Below are 17620 nucleotides of genomic sequence, written 5' to 3'. Positions count from 1 at the left end.
CTCATTCAGGAGTGCTTATGGCTCATTCAGCGCAGTCCCCTTATTTCGTTTTACATCAACTGACCTGCCAATTTGCTGACGGCGAAACGCTGTTCGGCCCGCTGGATCTCGCTTTCGACCGGCAGCGCTGCGGCCTGGTAGGGCGCAACGGCGTCGGCAAAACCCAGCTGCTTCGCCTGATCGCCGGGCTGGATCAACCGGGCAACGGGCACGTCGAATCTCATGCCGCAGTAGCTTACGTTGCACAGCAACCGGAGATCGCCGCGGACACCACGCTGGCCCAGCTGTTGGGCTATGGCGAGGCGTTCGCCGCGCTGGCGCGTCTCGAGCAGGGACGGCCGCTGGCGGACGATATCGATCGTCTGGAAGGGCGATGGGATCTCCACGATCGCCTGCAAAACGCCTTCGCCGCCGCCGGGCTGCCGGCCTTCGATCCGTTGCGATCCGCCGGTTCGCTGAGCGGCGGCGAGCGGATGCGCGCGGCGCTGTGCGGCGCCTTGCTCGGCGAGGCGGATTTTCTGCTGCTGGACGAACCGACCAACCACCTCGACAGCGTCGGGCGCGCCTGGCTGTATCAGCAGCTGGATCAGTGGCGGGGCGGGTTGCTGATCGCCAGCCATGACCGGCAGTTGCTGGCGCGCATGGAGCGCATCGTCGAACTGACGCCCGGCGCGCTGCGCAGCTACGGCGGCAACTATGATGACTACCGTCGCCAGCGCGATACGGAGCAGCAGGCGGCGCGCGCCGATCTGGAGCATGCGCGCGAGGAGCGCCGCCGCACCCGCGCCCGCCAACAGAAAGAGCACGACATGAGCCAGCGGCGCTCGGCGCAAACGCTGCGCGTCGTCGATACGCTGAATATCGCCTCTTTCGAGCGGGTGGCCTACAAGTCGGCGGCGAAAGAGAGCCTCGGCACGCTGCGCAAACAGCATCAGGATCGGCGCGACAGCCTCGATGCGGCGGTGCGCGAAGCCTACCAGCGGGTGGAAGAGGAACCGCCGGTGTTGCTGGCGCTGCCGGGCAGCGAAGTGAACGCGAACAAGCAGGTGCTGGTGCTCGAGCGGCTGCAGCTGCCGTTCGTCAGCGCGCCGCCGCTGGATCTGCGTATCGATGGCCCGATGCGCGTGGCGTTGACCGGCCCCAACGGCTGCGGCAAATCCACTTTGCTGAAGACTATTCTCGGCCGGCTGGCGGCGCTTTCCGGCCATTGTCATTGTCCGCTGTCGACCGCCTACCTCGATCAAACCCTGTCGCAGCTCGACCCGGGCCTGTCGGTGATGGAGCATCTGGTGCTACAGGATTCGCCGTTGGCGGAAGGCGCGTTGCGCACCCGGCTGGCGCAGTTGCAGCTTGGCGCGGATCGCATCGCGTTGCCGCTGGGCTCGCTGAGCGGCGGTGAAAGGCTCAAGGCGGCGTTGGCCTGCGCGCTGTGGCGGCGACAACCGGCGCAGCTGCTGTTGCTCGACGAGCCAACCAACCACCTGGATCTGGCGTCGTCGTTGGCGATCGAAACCGCGCTGGCGGATTTCCCCGGCGCGATGATGGTGGTGTCGCACGACGAAGACTTCCTGCAGGCGCTGCGGCCGACGCACCGCCTGCACCGACAGGCAGACGGCTGGTGGCTTCAGGCCTGGTGAGGCAGGTGGGCGGCGCTCTGACTTAGTGCGGGGCGTTGATGCACGCCAGCAGTTGGGTGAAGGCGGCGGCCATCTGCTCTTCCGGCACGCAGGCAAAACCCATCAGCAGGCCGCGCCGCCGATTGGGCAGCATGTAGTAGCGCGACAGCGGCCGCACCAGCACCCCTTGCGCGCCGGCGGCGGCGGCGATCGCCACGTCGTCGGCCTCGTCCGGCAGGTTGAGGATCAGGTGCAATCCGGCGTTGCTGTTGAACTCGCTGAGCGCCTGTTTGCCGAGGTGCCGTTCGATCAAGCCGGTCAGGAAGGCGCGCCGCCGGGCGTACAGCAGCCGCATGCGGCGGATATGCGCGGTGTAGTGCCCCGCCTGGATGAACTCCGCCAGCGCGCTCTGGATCAGCAGGTGCCCGCCGCGGTACAGCTCGGCGTGGGCGGTTTTCAGCGCCTGCACCAGCGGCGGCGGCAACACCACATAGCCGAGGCGCAGCGCCGGGTAGAGTGTTTTGCTGAAGGTGCCGATGTAAATCACCGGCGCGTCGGCTTCCAGCCCTTGCAGCGCCGGGATCGGTTGGCCGGAAAAGCGGAATTCGCTGTCGTAGTCGTCCTCGACGATCCAAGCGGCGGCGTTGCGCGCCAGCGCCAGCAGCCGTTGGCGGCGCGCCAGGCTCATCACCGAGCCGAGCGGATACTGGTGCGACGGGGTGACGAAGATCAGCCGCGGCGGGTTGGTCGGCTGCTCCGGCGGCACCAGCCCGGCTTCGTCCACCGCCAGCGGGCAGATGTTCAGCGCATTGATGCGCAGAATATTGCGGATCCCCCAATAGCCCGGCTCTTCGATCCAGGCGTCATCCCCCGGATTGCACAACATGCGCGTCACCAGATCGATCGCCTGATGGATGCCCTCGGTGATCAGGATCTGCTCCGGCGAACAGCGCACCGAGCGCGCCACCCGTAAATACTCCACCAACGCATGCTGCAGCTCCGGGCTGCCGCCCTGATTGCTGTAGGTCAGCCGCTGCGGCGTCGGGCGGCGGCTGAGGCGCGCCTGGATCTTGCTGAACAACTGATGGGGAAAGGCGTTGACGTCAGGGACGCCGGGAATGAACGCCCCCCACTGTTTGGGGCTGGCGCTGGCGTGGTGCAGCAGCGTGGCGCCGCGCGCCGACAGTTCGACGCGTCGCGGTTGCCCGCTGCCGTCCGCCGGGGCGCCGCCGGTGGAGAGGCAGCTGTCCGGCACCGTGTCGGCGACGAAGGTGCCGCTGCCGGCGCGCGCCGACACGTAGCCTTCCGCCAGCAGTTGTTCATAAACGGTTAACACGGTGTTGCGGGACAGGCTGAGCTCCTGCGCCAGATCGCGTGAGGCGGGCAGGCGGCTGGAGGGCGGCAGGCTGCCGTCGAGAATGCTGGTGCGGATCGCGTTGTAAAGCCGCTTGTGCAGCTTGTCATCGGGCTGTTCGCCAAGGCGCTGCAGCAACAGATCACCACTCAATGAGCGCAATTGGATCCCTCAATTATTCGTAACTGGCACTCGATTATAGGGCCACATCCTGTGTAAATAAACGGCATTGTTTCACGAATGTGAACGAAACGTGTAACTGGCACCGACCGGAGAGAACAGCATGAAAAACGCAGAATTGAACCAACGCCGTCAGGACGCCACCCCGCGCGGAGTGGGCGTGATGTGTGGTTTTTACGCCGAGCGCGCAGAGAACGCCACGCTGTGGGATGTGGAAGGCAAAGAAGTGATCGACTTTGCTTCGGGGATCGCCGTGCTGAACACCGGGCACCGTCACCCGAAGGTGATCGCCGCAATTGAAAAGCAGCTGCAGGCCTTCACCCACACCGCCTATCAGATCGTTCCTTACGAAAGCTATGTTTCTTTGGCGGAGCGCATCAACCAGCGCGCGCCGATCGCCGGCCCGTGTAAAACCGCTTTCTTCACCACCGGCGCGGAAGCGGTGGAAAACGCGGTGAAGATCGCCCGCGCTTACACCGGCCGTCCGGGCTTGATCACCTTCGGCGGCGGCTTCCACGGCCGCACCTATATGACCATGGCGCTGACCGGCAAAGTGGCGCCTTACAAACTGGGCTTTGGCCCATTCCCCGGCTCGGTGTTCCACGGCCAGTATCCCAACGCGCTGTACGGCGTGACCACCGAAGACGCGATGAACAGCCTGGATCGCCTGTTTAAAGCGGATATCGATCCCAAGCAGGTGGCGGCCATTGTGCTGGAGCCGGTGCAGGGCGAGGGCGGTTTCAACGTGGCGCCGGCCGATTTCATGCAGGCGCTGCGCACGCTGTGCGACCAGCACGGCATCCTGCTGATCGCCGACGAAGTGCAGACCGGCTTCGCCCGTACCGGCAAGCTGTTCGCCATGGAGCACTACAGCGTTAAGCCCGATTTGATCACTATGGCGAAAAGCCTGGCGGGCGGCATGCCGCTGTCGGCGGTGGCGGGCCGCGCCGAGGTGATGGACGCGCCGGCGCCGGGCGGGCTGGGCGGCACCTATGCCGGTAACCCGCTGGCGGTGGCCGCCGCGCACGCGGTGCTGGACGTGATCGACGAAGAGCAGCTGTGCCAGCGCGCTCAGCGTCTCGGCCAGCATCTGGTGGAAGTGTTGCAGCAGGCGCGCAAAACCAGCCCGGCGATCGCCGATGTGCGCGCGCAGGGATCGATGGTGGCGGTGGAGTTCAACGATCCGGTTACCGGCAAGCCTTCGGCGGAGATCACCCGTCAGGTGCAGCAGAAGGCGATGGAGGAAGGGCTGCTGCTGTTGAGCTGCGGCGTGAACGGCAACGTGATCCGCTTCCTCTACCCGCTGACCATCCCGGACGATCAGTTCACCAAGGCGATGGGCATTCTGTCCCGCGCGCTGGCCCACTAAGGAGCGATCGGCATGAAATTGAATAATCCCGAGCTGTTGCGCAGCCAGTGTCTGATCAACGGCGAGTGGTGCGATGCCCTGAGCGGCAAACGTGAAGCAGTGATCAACCCGGCCACCGGCGTCGAACTGGCCAGCATTCCGCTGGTCAGCGAAGAGGAAACCCAGCAGGCGATCGCGGCGGCGCAGCGGGCGCAAAACGACTGGAAACAGCTGACCGCCAAGCAGCGTTCCGCGCTGCTGTTGGCCTGGGCCGACAAAGTGTTGGCCGCGCAGGAAGATCTGGCGCAGCTGATGACCGCCGAGCAGGGCAAATCGCTGGCGGAAGCGCGCGGCGAAGTAGCCTACGCCGCGTCGTTCATCACCTGGTTCGCCGAAGAGGCCAAGCGGGTGGACGGCGCGGTATTGCAGGCGCCGCAGGCTTCGCAGCGTCTGGTGGTGGTGAAGCAGCCGATCGGCGTGTGCGCGGCCATCACCCCGTGGAATTTCCCGGCGGCGATGATCACCCGCAAGGTGGCGCCGGCGCTGGCGGCCGGTTGCGCCATCATCGTCAAACCGGCCGAGCAAACGCCGCTGACCGCGCTGGCGCTGGCCAAGCTGGCACAGGACGCTGGCATTCCCGCCGGCGTGTTGCAAGTGGTGACCGGCGAAGCGGCGCAGGTGGGCAAAGTGCTGTGCGACAGCCCGGTGGTGCGCAAGCTGAGCTTTACCGGTTCGACCGAGGTCGGCCGCATCCTGATGGCGCAGTGCGCGCCGAGCATCAAGAAACTGTCGCTGGAGCTGGGCGGCAACGCGCCGGTCATCGTGTTTGACGACGCCAATCTGGACGCGGCGGTGGCGGGCATCATGGCCTCCAAATTCCGCAACAGCGGCCAGACCTGCGTGTGCGCCAACCGTATCTACGTGCAGGACGGCATCTACGAGCGGCTGGCGGAGAAACTGGTGGCGGCGGTCGAGCAGTTGAAAGTGGGAGACGGCAGCCAGGAAGGCACTACCCAGGGGCCGCTGATCGACAGCGATGCGGTGGCGAAGGTGCAGAGCCATATCGACGACGCGCTGATCAAAGGGGCGCAGATCGCCACCGGCGGCCAGCCGCACGCGCTGGGCGGCACCTTCTTCCAGCCGACGGTGGTGACCGGCGTAACGCAGAAGATGCGCTTCGCCAAAGAAGAGACCTTCGGGCCGGTGGCGCCGCTGTTCCGCTTCCATGACGAGGCGGAAGCCATCGCCATGGCCAACGACACCGAATTCGGCCTGGCCGCCTACCTGTTCACGCAGAACGCCGCGCGTCAGTGGCGCGTGCCGGAGGCGCTGGAGTACGGCATGGTCGGCATCAACACCGGGTTGATTTCCAACGAAGTGGCGCCGTTCGGCGGCGTGAAACAGTCAGGGCTCGGGCGTGAAGGATCGCGCTACGGGATAGAAGAATATCTGGAGCTGAAATACCTGTGTATCGATGTGAGCTGTTGAGCGTCAGGACGTTAACCCATCCCGGCGGCCAGTGTCGCCGGGCGATAAAGGATGATGCATGTCTGATAATATCTCTGTTTCTCCGGTGCTTGCCGCCGGGGTGCGAGCACCTGCACCCGCCAAATCGTTAAGTTTCCTCGAAGGGGTGGCGATGATCGTCGGCACCAACATCGGCGCCGGGGTGCTCTCCATCGCCTACGCCTCCAGCAAGGCCGGCTTTCTGCCGCTGCTGTTCTGGCTGGTGCTGGTGGGAAGCCTGACCACCATCACCATGCTGTACGTCGCCGAATCCACGCTGCGTACCCGCGCGCATCTGCAGCTGAGCGGACTGGCGAAGCGCTACGTCGGCGGCCTGGGCGCCTGGCTGATGTTCGCTTCGGTATGCGTCAACAGCGTTGGGGCGCTCACCGCCTATATGACCGGCAGCGGTAAGCTGCTGCAATCGCTGTTCGGCATCTCGCCGGCGCTGGGCAGCCTGCTGTTCTTCGTGCCCGCCGCCGGCGTGCTGTACCTCGGTTTGAAAGCGATTGGCCGCGGCGAGAAGTTCATCAGCATCGGCATGGTGGTGATGTTGACCGCCCTGGTGGCGGCGACGCTGCTGAAAGACACCACCCAGATGCGCAACCTGTTGGACGGCGACTGGCGCTATATGGTGCCGGTGTTCAACGTGGTGGTGTTCTGCTTCTCGGCGCAGTACATCGTGCCGGAAATGGCGCGCGGCTTTGCCGACAAACCGGAGCAACTGCCGAAGGCGATCATTGTCGGCATGGTGGTGACGTTCATTTTGCTGGCGGCGGTGCCGATGTCGGTGATTGCGCTCAGCGGGCTGAATGACATCTCCGACGTGGCCACCATTTCCTGGGGCCAGGCGCTGGGGCAGTGGGCGTTCTTCTCCGCCAACATCTTTGCGCTGTGCGCGATGCTGACCTCGTACTGGGGATTGGGCGGCAGCTTCCTGACCAATATTTTCGACAAGTTCCGGCTGGGCAACGACGAGCTGCCGCTGCGCCGCTTCGGCGTGCTGCTGCTGGTGGTGGTGCCGCCGTTCGCGCTGGCCTACAGCGGGCTGGTGTCGTTCGTCAACGCGCTCTACTTCGCCGGGGTGTTCAGCGGGGTGATCCTGTCGATCATGCCGATGCTGATCCTGCGCGGCGCGCGCAAACACGGCGACCAAACCCCACGCTGGCAGTGTAACTGGATCACGCATCCGCTGCTGCAGATCAGCATTGTGTTGCTGTACCTGGCCAGCGCGGTGTACGCCATCGCTTCATTGTTAGGCTATCTGCCCTCTGGATGGTGATTTGCCTTCCCTCAAGCAGTGATGTTGTTTCTCGGCATTGAGAACGGCGGCGTCGTGGCCGCCGATTTTTTTCTCACGCGCGCCGCTTTTCCGACAACGCCAGCCAGGCCTGCACCGACGGGCGCTGCCACTGCTTGTGCGCATAGTGGCGCACGCGCTCCGGCACCGGATCGCCGTGTATCACCAGCCGGTTGAGCATCAGCGCCAGATCGGTGTCGGCGATGCACCACTCCCTGAACAGATTGTCCTGCCCGTGGCTCAGCAGTTTTTCTACGGCGGCGATCAGCTTGCGCGCGGCCTCCTGCGCGGCTTCGGACAGCGGCGGGAACTTGCCGTTGTTGAACACCACCTCGGTCGAGCGCTCGGCGCGGATCGGCAGCAGATCGCTGCGCAGCCAGGCCTGGATCTCGCGCGCCTTGGCGCGCAGCTTCACGTCGCGCGGGTATACGGCGTGGGCCGGGTGGATGTCTTCCAGGTATTCGGCGATCGCCGAAGACTCCGAAAGCTGGAACTCGCCGATCGCCAGCGTCGGCACCCGGCGGGTGAGCGACAGCGCCGCGTAGGCCGCCTCTTTGTTCTCTTCTTTCGCCAGGTCCACCGGCTTCACGGTGAACGGAATGCCTTTTTCCGTCAGCACGACAAAGGCGGACATGGCGTACGGGCTGAAAAATTCACTGTCGGTATAAAGCTCGGTGATCGGTTGAGACATCGGCGGTTCCTCGGGGTTAAGGGGGGAACATTCATCATTGTTGAGGGGAGGCTAAAAATCAATCTGTTAGCCTAAAAGTTCTTTTATGACGCGGCGGAAGGCGGCGCTGGCGCGACGTGATATATTTGTTGCCAACACGTGAATTGAGCCGTATCGGGTAACATGAAGACGCAGTGGATAGAACGGGTAAGAGTGGGAGTTGCGCGCCTGTGGCCGCACCCGCTGGCGGTGGGCAAGCGAGAGATGCTGATTTCCAGCGTCGGCGCCGGTTTGGGGCTGATGCTCGCCGGCTGGATCAGCCACTTTATTTTGGGTGAGGTGAACCTGTGGTTTATCGCGCCGATGGGTGCTTCGGCGGTGCTGCTGTTCGGCGTGCCCAACAGCCCGCTGGCGCAGCCCTGGACGATCGTCGGCGGCAATGCGCTGGCGGCGACGGTGGGCGTCAGTGCCGGTCTGCTGATCCCCGATCCGGGCCTGGCCTGCGGCGTGGCGGCGGCGGTGGCCATCGGCCTGATGTTCAAGCTGCGCTGCCTGCATCCGCCGGGCGGCGCGGTGGCGCTGACCGCCATCCTCGGCGGCCCCGGCATTCACCAGATGGGCTATCACTTTGTGCTGTACCCGGTGCTGCTGAACTCGGTGCTGCTGGCGGCGCTGGCCATTCTGTTCAATAACCTGGCCGGGCGACGCTACCCGCACGCGCTGGCGCCGGCGGAGGCCAAGCCGGCCAATCTGCCGATCGATGCCGTTGCCATCACCCGCGCCGATCTGCACGAGGCGCTGATGGAGGGAGATCTGTTCGATATCGACGAGGACGATCTGCAGGAGATCCTGCTGCGCGCCGAGCAGCTGGCGCATCAGCGGCAAAGCAAGGCCGCCTGATCAGCCCAGCGTTTTATCTGATGGCGGAAGGCGCGTAACCAAAACGCTTTTGAAAGCGTTCGCTAAAACGCGCTCTGGATTTGTAGCCGCAGGCTTCTGCAATGCGGGTCATATCCCATCGGGTGGTTTGAACCAACATCATGGCGTGATGCATACGGACGTCTATCAGCAAGTCTTCGAAGCGCGTCTGTTCGGCGGCAAGACGCCGCCGCAACGTTGCCGGGCTCATCGCTAACGTTTTTCCCGCTGTTTCCGCCGTCCAGTTTTGTTCCGGAGCCTCAAAAATCAAGGTGCGCAGGCGCTGTGATGCGCTATCCAATGGCAAATGCGTGAAAACATGCCCCCGTTCGGCCAGCGCGGTCAAAAAGTCCAACAGGCGATATTGCAGGCGAATATCGCTGATTTCTTGTTTTTCCACGCTTTCAATCACGTGATAAAACGTCGCCGACAGATCTTCGTTCAGAGGCAGCGTGTTACACGCGTAGTCTGTATAGCGAATGGGGGCCGAAGCTTGCCGGTTTCGGTGAAAGGTATCCAGCAATTCTGCCGACAGCGTCAGGAATAGCGAGCGAAAAGGCCGATCGATGTCGACCGGTGTTTTGACCAAATCTGCACGGGTATTGGGGGCGATCAAGACCAGTTCGCCGGGGTTCTCCAGAGAGAGGTGGTGTGAGGCCGTTGTAATATCGAGCTGGCCGGCCACGATCAACAAGACCGTCGCTTCATGGAAGACGAATTGCGGCGTATGCAGCTGGCGTTTCAATGTCGGCTGACACACCCCGCATAGCCGGCGCCTTGACACCGGAGCCCCCGAAGGAGAATACCAGGGCAAACGCTTCGCATCTGGCTCGCGTCTGGTTTTCATTGGCCTGGAGGAACTGTTCCGGTTCATGCTCGGCTCCTTCATGGGGTTATTTCACCGTCGGCGCTACGTTTGGGTTCAGGCTGTAGAGGCCCGTCAGGCTCGCCTGGGCTAACACCGGCGCTTCCGCCAGGGCGGCATTCACATTAGCCCCTGTCAAAGGCCCCTGCACATCCAAACCGGGGGTAGCAAGCGCATAAACCGTGAATATATAATGATGAACTAACGTATCGTTCCACGGTGGGCATGGGCCATCGTAACCGTAGTATTCCCCCTTCATCTGCTCGTCGGCGGCAAACCAACCGGTATAGTCATTGATGCCGTGGCGATAGGCTGAGGGTGCGCTTGGCCCGGCTTTGCCACGCGGCGTTACGCCGTCCGATTGAGAACCCGCCGCAATTTCCACGGTACTGGCCGGAATATCGAGCAGCAGCCAATGAAAGAAATCAACGCGCGGCAACGATGCGGGCACAACCCGACCCTCTTGATTCACATCACCACCACGGCTTGGCACGTCGGGATCATGGCAGACGATCACGAAAGACTCCGTGCCTGCAGGCACTTCACTCCAGGCCAGATGGGGGTTGCGATTTCTCGATAAAGCGACATGGTTGGCGGCATCGGGGACAGCGAAGGCGAACTCACCGGGAATGAACTCTCCTTCTTTAAAGCTTTGGCTGGTCAGTTTCATAAATGCCAATCTCCTGTTCTATTGAGCGGTATCTGCGGGTATGTGATGTCCCCATTATAAGTTTTTCAAAATAAAGTAAGGCGACAAATCCAATCAAAATAGAACCAATTACGCTCATTGTGATTGTATTTGATAGCCTTATGTTGATGGGCGACCGATTCGGTTGCTGTGCCGGTGAGAGTGCCACGGCAAACGCTGGATGGGGATGGGGATGGGGGTTGGTTAATATTGGTGGGGAAGAGGCTGCTGCGCGCCGAGCAGCTGGCGCATCAGCGGCAAAGCAAGATCGCCTGATCAGCCCAGCATTTTGCGGTAAAACACCACCCGTTCCGTTTCGGCAAAGCCCAGCGCCGCATGCAGGCGTTGGGAGTCCAGATTGGCGATGTCGGTATCCGACGCCAGCTCGCTGCACCCCTGTTGCTTCGCCCACTCCTGCACCTGCGCGATCAGGCGCGCGGCCCAGCCCTGGCGGCGGGCGCGTTCGACGGTGTAAATCCCTTCCAAAAACGCCACCGGCGACGATTCGCAGCCGTTGACGTAATCGTAGCGCAGCGCGATCTCGGCAAAGCCAACGAAAGCGCCGTCCAGCCCCCGCGCCATAAACGCGGTGTGGTGCGGCGAAGCCAATATTTCGCGCATTTCTGCGCGGTGTTCTTCCCGCAGGCAGGTGGGCCACAGCGCCGAGCGCAGCGCCAGCCAGGCATCAAGGTTGTCGTGGTCGCAGTTGACGATCATGCAGGGGCCTTATGAGTCGGAATAAATCAGGAATGCCGAGAGGGAAGTGTGGCACGGCAGCGGGAAACAAAAAAGCCATTATGCCGAGGGGCGCCCTTCATTAGGATGAAAGGGGTGTTGATATTTTAAGCGAAGTTAGTATAGGGTACGGCCAGGGCGCTGATAAGGGATTGTTATGGATGCGAAAGCCGTAGCTCAAGGAATTCTTGAGGGAATAGAGTCTTTACCAAGGAGCATTGCCTATAGTGCTCGTGGGACATGGCAGGGAGCAGGGCTCGGCGGTCGAGAGCTTAAGCGCCGCAATGAAATCGAAACGGAACGGTTCATCAAGGTCGTTCGTGCCGGCTATGGTATCGAAGCCCCGCTACGTGAGCTGATAGCGGTGATTATCCGTGACTGCTATCAGCGGATGGATCTGCAAACACAAACCGTGCTAAGCCAAAAATTAAACCATGTAGAGGGTTATCTTACAGGACGTATGGGGACGCAGTTCATTCTGGTTCAGCAAATCACACACCATATTTTGAAAAAGGTTATCGGCAGCACACTTTTCAAATGGGTATTCAAAGGTGTCACCATTGCTGGGCTAAACATCATTCTTTTACAAGGAATTATTGAACAGGCCTCCGTTTCTTCGCGTCGTTTGCGGGAACAATATCCCTCAACGTACCATAAGCTCACGCCACGAAATTTGGACATGATCTACTTTCTGGCGGAGGAGTATCTTGAACCCTTTGTTGCCTATACCAGCAAATCGAAAATGTTCTGTGAAGGTGTGAATCATGAGCTATCTAAAGTCTTGGGGCAGTAAGCTCGGTAAAGGATTGTCGCACCTTGTGGAAGCGATTTTGGGCGGGATATTTTCTGTCGCTGCGTTTGGCTCACTGTTCTGGTTCGACGAATGGTGGCAACGAATTCTGAGCGCGGCAATATTCCTGTTGCTGGTGTTTGTCACTATTGCTTTGTGTAGCCTTGTGAGAGGCGAGCGATAGCGGATAGATCAATCAAAAGCCAGCGGTTGGATTTTAACTAATGGTTAAGTGATGATGACTTCCTATCGTTAAGTAATAAAATCAATGAACTGGCTAAAATCCTTTCTTGTGAAGTTCGTTAAATTTGTTGGCCGACAAACTGCTGACTTGGCTGAGTCCATAGTCATTGGCCTGTTCTCTATAGCGGCATTTGTTGCCTTGTTCTGGTTTGATGAGTGGTGGAAATCTATCGCTGCGGCTGTCGCGATCTTCTTTGCCGGCTTCCTGGTAAGTCTGTCTATAGGCTGGTTAAGAGGGGAAAGATAGCTGAGAGTGTTGGCATACTGCCGCCATTTTACCGCCACTGTGAGCAAGAAATAAAAAAGCCACTTCGAGAAAAGTGGCTTTTTTATATGATTTTAAAGCTAAAATTTGGTGGCCCCTGTTGGGTTTGAACCAACGACCAAGCGATTATGAGTCGCCTGCTCTAACCACTGAGCTAAGGGGCCAAGCCGCGAGATTATAGGGAATCCTTAAGCGGCGGTCTACTGTTACCCGCCCGTATGTTGCTTTTCTGCGCAGTTCTAGCCTGTTGTAATTGCTGGCGGATTTTGCGATAACCGCAGTAAATCCCTGCAATGGACTCACGATACTCATGGAACTTCTGGCGCCTGGCCTGCGGGTGGTGTTTTGCGGCATCAACCCCGGCCTTTCTTCCGCCCATCAGGGCTACCCTTTCGCCAACGGCAGCAACCGCTTCTGGAAGGTGATCCATCAGGCCGGCTTTACCGAGAGCCAGTTGGCACCGGAGCAGTGGCAGCAGTTGAAGGACAACGGCTGCGGCATTACCGCTCTGGTGGCGCGCCCGACGGTGGCGGCCAGCGAGCTGTCGCGCGACGAGTTGCGCAGCGGCGGCGAGGCGCTGCAAGAGAAGATCCTGCGCTATCAGCCGCGCGCGCTGGCGATTTTGGGCAAGCAGGCGTTCACCACCGCCTTTGGGGTGAAAAACGCGCCCTGGGGCAAGCAGACGCTGACGCTGGGGGAAACCGAGGTGTGGGTATTGCCCAACCCCAGCGGATTGAACCGCGCCACGCTGGAGCAGCTTACCGCCAGCTATCGCGAGCTGTTCCTGGCGCTGCAATGACATAAGGGAGTATGCGATGACATCGATGATGAAAGGTTGTGTGATGGCGCTGCTATTGGTGACCGGTGCTGCGCAGGCGGGGCATTCGCCGCAGGAAGCGCGCAACAAGCAGAACGTGCTGGAGTTTTATCGGCAGGGGCTGAACAACAAGGATTTTGCGGCGGCGCGGCCGTTTTTGGGCGAGCAGTACAAGCAGCATAACCCTAATGCCAAAGACGGCGTGGCGGGTTTTCGTCAATTTGTCGAGCTGCTGAAAACGCGTTACCCCAACTCGCACAGTGAGGTAAAACAGGCGTTCGTCGACGGTGACTATGTGATTTTGCATGTGGAAGTCAGCGGGCGCGAGGCCGGCAAGACAGCGGCGATCATCGATATCTTCCGTCTCGACGGCGCCGGAAAAATCGTCGAGCACTGGGACGTGACGCAGCCGGTGCCGGAGAAGACCGCCAGCGGCAACAGCATGTTCTGAGGCATAAAAAAACCCCGGCAGGCCGGGGTTTTTGTTTTGAGTGCAACCGCCGGACTTAGTCGTCCAGGAAGCTGCGCAGCACTTCGGAGCGGCTTGGGTGACGCAGCTTGCGCAGCGCCTTGGCTTCGATCTGACGAATACGCTCACGGGTAACGTCAAACTGCTTGCCAACCTCTTCCAGCGTGTGGTCGGTGTTCATGTCGATGCCGAAACGCATGCGCAGCACTTTCGCTTCGCGCGCGGTCAGGCCGGCCAGCACGTCGTGGGTGGCGGAACGCAGGCTTTCCGAGGTCGCGGAATCCAGCGGCAGCTCGAGGGTGGTATCCTCGATGAAGTCGCCCAGATGCGAATCTTCGTCGTCGCCGATCGGCGTTTCCATCGAGATTGGCTCTTTGGCGATCTTCAGCACTTTGCGGATCTTGTCTTCCGGCATCAGCATGCGCTCGGCCAGCTCTTCCGGCGTCGGCTCGCGGCCCATCTCTTGCAGCATCTGGCGCGAAATACGGTTGAGCTTGTTGATGGTCTCAATCATATGCACCGGGATACGGATGGTGCGCGCCTGGTCGGCGATGGAGCGGGTGATAGCCTGACGGATCCACCAGGTGGCGTACGTCGAGAACTTGTAGCCGCGGCGGTATTCGAACTTGTCTACCGCTTTCATCAGGCCGATGTTGCCTTCCTGGATCAGATCCAGGAACTGCAGGCCGCGGTTGGTGTATTTCTTGGCGATGGAAATAACCAGACGCAGGTTTGCCTCAACCATCTCTTTCTTCGCGCGGCGAGCTTTCGCTTCACCGATCGACATGCGACGGTTGATGTCTTTGACCTGCTCGATGGTCAGGCCGGTTTCTTCTTCGATCTGACGCAGTTTCTGCAGGCTGCGCTGCACGTCTTCAGCCACGTCTTTCAGCTTTTCCGACCATGGCTTGGCCATCGCCAGTGCGGCTTCGAACCAGGAATCGCTGGTTTCGTTGCCGGCGAACAGGGTGACGAAGTTTTTCTTCGGCATTTTGCACTGTTCAACGCACAGCTTCATGATGATGCGTTCCTGGGTGCGAACGCGGTCCATCATGGTGCGCATGCTGTTGACCAGGAAGTCGAACTGTTTCGGCACCAGTCGGAACTGCTTGAACACTTCAGACAGCTTCAGGATCTCGTCCGCGGCGCTGGCGTGGCTGCGGCCGTTCTTTTTGATCACCAGACGCGTCGCTTCATACTGATCGCGCAGTTCGGCGAACTTCTGACGCGCCAGCTCAGGATCGATGCTGTTGTCGTCTTCGGTGTCGTCGTCTTCGGCATCCTCATCTTCTTCGTCGTCGTCTTGCTCTTCGCTCGACAGTTCGGAACCGATGTGGGTCGCGGTTGGGGCGATGTCCTCTTCCGCGTTAGGATCGACGAAGCCGGTGATCAGATCGGACAGGCGCGCTTCGCCCGCTTCGACGCGATCGTACTGCTCAAGCAGATAGGTAATGGCTTCCGGGTATTCGGCAACCGAGCACTGCACCTGGTTGATGCCGTCTTCGATGCGCTTGGCGATGTCGATTTCGCCTTCGCGCGTCAGCAGTTCGACGGTACCCATTTCGCGCATGTACATACGCACCGGGTCGGTGGTGCGGCCGATTTCGGATTCCACGCTGGACAGAACCTGTGCGGCGGCTTCTTCCGCATCTTCGTCCGTGCTGTTCGAGTTTTCGGCGAGCAGCAGGTCATCGGCGTCCGGTGCTTCTTCCATCACCTGGATGCCCATGTCGTTAATCATCTGGATGATGTCTTCGATCTGATCGGAGTCGACGATATCTTCCGGCAGATGGTCATTGACCTCAGCATAGGTCAGATAGCCTTGCTCCTTACCACGGGTGACAAGTAGCTTCAGCTGTGACTGCGGGTTTTGCTCCATAAGACGGTATCCACACTTCAGAGTATTTAGGTTGGTGTCGGTCGGCGAAACCGCCAACAATAGCATTTGGGGCGTTTTCGTTATCGCCGCGGCCCACTATGGCGGCACTGTGCAGGGCTCTGCCCTCGCAATTATCGGCACTTAAGCCGTTTGGTATTCAGTTTTTCTTCGCTAAAACCTGGTTGAGGGAACGGACTTCTTCACGTTCCTCCGGGCTCAGGCCGCGCGTTCTGGCCTGCGCGATCAGCGTTTCCAGCCGTTGCTCGAGCACCGAGTCGTACAGGCTGGCCAACGTATCCAAAAAGGTCTGTTCGACCATGTCCTCAACGATCATATGGTTCCAGGTCGCCAAGGTTTCAAGCTGCTGGCTGAATTTGTTGTCGCGATACAGCTCCAGCAATTGCCCGGTTGTCAGGCCCGGCTGCGCCAAACAGGTCTGCACCAGTTCGACGAACAGCGGCAATCCCGCCTGTTTGGTCTGCTCCAACCCTTCCAGCGAAGGGATAAGTGTAGCCAACTGCGGATTTTGCACCAGTAACCCTATCAGTATACGCATGGTTGTGCGTTTTAGCTGGGGCGCCTGATAAGGATTCGCATTTTCAGCCTGCTTGGGCATCAGCTTGTCGAGCTGGCTGTCGTCCAGCAGCCCCAGCTTGTTGCCGAGCTCCTGACGCAGGTACAAGCGCAACGTTTCGCCCGGCACCTGAGTAATCAGCGGCAGCGCCAGCGTGCTCAGCTTGGCGCGCCCGTCCGGGCTGCTCAAATCCACCTGCGGCAGCAGGCTTTCGAACAGGAAAGTGGACAGCGGCTGCGCCTGCTCCATTCGCTGCTCGAAGGCTTCTTTGCCTTCCTTGCGCACCAGGGTGTCCGGGTCTTCGCCATCGGGCAAAAACATGAACCGCAGCTGGCGCCCGTCGTTCAGGTACGGCAGCGCGGTTTCCAGCGCCCGCCAGGCCGCTTCGCGGCCGGCGCGGTCGCCGTCGTAACAGCAGACGACGTTGTCGGTGGCGCGGAACAGCAGCTGAATGTGTTCAGCCGTCGTCGAGGTTCCGAGCGAGGCGACGGCATAATCGATGCCGAATTGCGCCAACGCCACCACGTCCATATACCCTTCCACCACCAGCAGCCGCTGCAGGGTAGGGTGATTCTGCTGTGCTTCATACAGGCCGTACAGCTGGCGGCCCTTATGGAAAACTTCGGTTTCCGGCGAGTTCAGGTACTTGGGCATGCCGTCGCCCAGCACGCGGCCGCCGAAGGCGATGACGCGCCCGCGCTTGTCGCGGATGGGGAACATCACCCGTTCGCGGAAACGGTCGTACGAACGCCCCTGATCGTTAGTCACCAGCATGCCGGCATCGTTCAATGCGCGGCGCGAGTCGGCGTCGCGGCCGAAACGCTTCAGGGCGTTGTCCCATCCCGCCGGCGCGAAGCCGATGGCGAAATGGCGAATAACGTCGTCACTTAATCCGCGCTGCTGCAAATAGCTGCGCGCCGGCGCCCCGGAGGACTGCTGCAGTGACTGTTGATAGAACGCGCTGAGCTGTTCCATCAGTTGGTATAGGCTCTGGCGCTGATGGCGTTCGATCTGGGTCGGCCCGGTGCCCGCTTCGTAAGGCACTTCCAACCCGTGCATGGTCGCCAGCTCTTCGATGGTTTCGACAAACTCGAGTCGGTCGTAATTCATCAAAAAGTCGACGGCGTTGCCGTGCGCACCACATCCAAAACAGTGATAAAACTGCTTTTCGCCATTAACGGTAAATGAAGGCGTCTTTTCGTGGTGGAACGGACAGCACGCGTGGTAGTTCTTGCCTTGCTTCTTGAGCTTCACGCGGGCGTCGATCAAATCGACGATGTCGGTGCGAGCCAGCAAGTCATTGATAAATACGCGCGGAATTCGTCCAGCCATAAGCCCTTACTTCATTAGCCTATAAACGAGAACAAGCCGCGCATTCCTTTCGGAAAGCACGGCCTTCGTAT

Annotated in this window: 16 protein-coding genes and 1 tRNA gene; 9 read left to right on the top strand and 8 right to left on the bottom strand. The window is 60.6% G+C overall.

Going from position 1 to position 17620, the window contains the following annotated elements:
- Positions 1-17 precede the first annotated feature (17 nt).
- Positions 18-1637 carry an ABC-F family ATP-binding cassette domain-containing protein gene (locus CPH57_RS17830; RefSeq protein WP_096242613.1) on the top strand — a complete coding sequence of 540 codons (1620 nt, stop codon included), beginning with the start codon at positions 18-20 and terminating at the stop codon, positions 1635-1637.
- 22 nt (positions 1638-1659) lie between these two features.
- On the opposite strand, the gene CPH57_RS17825 is transcribed toward CPH57_RS17830, so the two are convergent.
- The gene (locus tag CPH57_RS17825; RefSeq protein WP_096242612.1) at positions 1660-3132 is read right to left on the bottom strand and encodes a PLP-dependent aminotransferase family protein; all 1473 of its coding nucleotides are present in this window, start codon (positions 3130-3132) and stop codon (positions 1660-1662) included.
- 121 nt (positions 3133-3253) lie between these two features.
- Between CPH57_RS17825 and CPH57_RS17820 the strand changes: the two genes are divergently transcribed.
- Genes CPH57_RS17820 through CPH57_RS17810 form a run of 3 tightly spaced genes read left to right on the top strand, consistent with a single transcriptional unit; the run spans position 3254 to position 7286 of the window.
- Positions 3254-4519 (top strand): 4-aminobutyrate--2-oxoglutarate transaminase, encoded by a 1266-nt coding sequence (locus tag CPH57_RS17820; RefSeq protein ID WP_047026542.1) that lies wholly within the window; start codon positions 3254-3256, stop codon positions 4517-4519.
- A 12-nt stretch (positions 4520-4531) separates the two neighbouring features.
- Positions 4532-5986: an NAD-dependent succinate-semialdehyde dehydrogenase gene (locus CPH57_RS17815; protein WP_096242611.1), complete on the top strand. Its 1455-nt coding sequence runs from the start codon at positions 4532-4534 to the stop codon at positions 5984-5986.
- Positions 5987-6044: 58 nt separating this feature from the next.
- Positions 6045-7286, top strand: a complete 1242-nt coding sequence (locus CPH57_RS17810) for an amino acid permease (protein ID WP_096242610.1) — start codon at positions 6045-6047, stop codon at positions 7284-7286.
- Positions 7287-7359: 73 nt separating this feature from the next.
- On the opposite strand, the gene yfcF is transcribed toward CPH57_RS17810, so the two are convergent.
- On the bottom strand, positions 7360-7995 hold the full coding sequence (gene yfcF, locus CPH57_RS17805) for a glutathione transferase (protein WP_096242609.1): 636 nt from the start codon (positions 7993-7995) through the stop codon (positions 7360-7362).
- A gap of 162 nt (positions 7996-8157) precedes the next feature.
- Here yfcF and CPH57_RS17800 point away from each other — a divergent pair, with 162 nt between their 5' ends.
- Positions 8158-8874, top strand: coding sequence for an HPP family protein (locus tag CPH57_RS17800; protein ID WP_096242608.1), 717 nt, complete (start codon positions 8158-8160; stop codon positions 8872-8874).
- 13 nt (positions 8875-8887) lie between these two features.
- Here CPH57_RS17800 and CPH57_RS17795 read toward each other — a convergent pair whose 3' ends face one another.
- From CPH57_RS17795 to aac(6'), 3 genes are all read right to left on the bottom strand, one after another.
- On the bottom strand, positions 8888-9766 hold the full coding sequence (locus tag CPH57_RS17795) for an AraC family transcriptional regulator (protein WP_197705152.1): 879 nt from the start codon (positions 9764-9766) through the stop codon (positions 8888-8890).
- Positions 9767-9785: 19 nt separating this feature from the next.
- Complete coding sequence (locus tag CPH57_RS17790) at positions 9786-10427, bottom strand: YbhB/YbcL family Raf kinase inhibitor-like protein (RefSeq protein ID WP_096242607.1); 642 nt, start codon at positions 10425-10427, stop codon at positions 9786-9788.
- A 294-nt stretch (positions 10428-10721) separates the two neighbouring features.
- Positions 10722-11162, bottom strand: a complete 441-nt coding sequence (gene aac(6') / locus CPH57_RS17785) for an aminoglycoside 6'-N-acetyltransferase (protein WP_046687856.1) — start codon at positions 11160-11162, stop codon at positions 10722-10724.
- Positions 11163-11337: 175 nt separating this feature from the next.
- Between aac(6') and CPH57_RS17780 the strand changes: the two genes are divergently transcribed.
- Together CPH57_RS17780 and CPH57_RS17775 are read left to right on the top strand one after the other, a co-directional pair.
- Positions 11338-11973, top strand: a complete 636-nt coding sequence (locus CPH57_RS17780) for a hypothetical protein (RefSeq protein ID WP_046687855.1) — start codon at positions 11338-11340, stop codon at positions 11971-11973.
- Positions 11974-12238: 265 nt separating this feature from the next.
- Positions 12239-12460 carry a hypothetical protein gene (locus tag CPH57_RS17775; protein WP_046687854.1) on the top strand — a complete coding sequence of 74 codons (222 nt, stop codon included), beginning with the start codon at positions 12239-12241 and terminating at the stop codon, positions 12458-12460.
- A 106-nt stretch (positions 12461-12566) separates the two neighbouring features.
- On the opposite strand, the gene CPH57_RS17770 is transcribed toward CPH57_RS17775, so the two are convergent.
- Positions 12567-12642: transfer RNA gene (locus CPH57_RS17770), tRNA-Ile, on the bottom strand.
- Positions 12643-12788: 146 nt separating this feature from the next.
- Here CPH57_RS17770 and mug point away from each other — a divergent pair.
- Entirely contained in the window at positions 12789-13277 is a 489-nt protein-coding gene (mug, locus tag CPH57_RS17765; protein ID WP_096242606.1) for a G/U mismatch-specific DNA glycosylase, read from the top strand.
- Between the two features lie 16 nt (positions 13278-13293).
- A complete protein-coding gene (locus CPH57_RS17760) occupies positions 13294-13746 on the top strand; it encodes an ester cyclase (RefSeq protein WP_084710309.1) in 453 nt (150 codons plus the stop codon).
- A gap of 55 nt (positions 13747-13801) precedes the next feature.
- Here CPH57_RS17760 and rpoD read toward each other — a convergent pair whose 3' ends face one another.
- Together rpoD and dnaG are read right to left on the bottom strand one after the other, a co-directional pair.
- Entirely contained in the window at positions 13802-15643 is a 1842-nt protein-coding gene (gene rpoD, locus CPH57_RS17755) for an RNA polymerase sigma factor RpoD (RefSeq protein WP_025304326.1), read from the bottom strand.
- Between the two features lie 157 nt (positions 15644-15800).
- Complete coding sequence (dnaG, locus tag CPH57_RS17750) at positions 15801-17549, bottom strand: DNA primase (protein ID WP_025304325.1); 1749 nt, start codon at positions 17547-17549, stop codon at positions 15801-15803.
- Positions 17550-17620: the final 71 nt, after the last annotated feature.

Source organism: Serratia sp. JKS000199 (assembly GCF_900215455.1).
In the GTDB taxonomy this organism is placed as follows: Bacteria; Pseudomonadota; Gammaproteobacteria; order Enterobacterales; family Enterobacteriaceae; genus Serratia; species Serratia ureilytica.
This window is presented reverse-complemented; position numbering and strand designations above follow the sequence as displayed.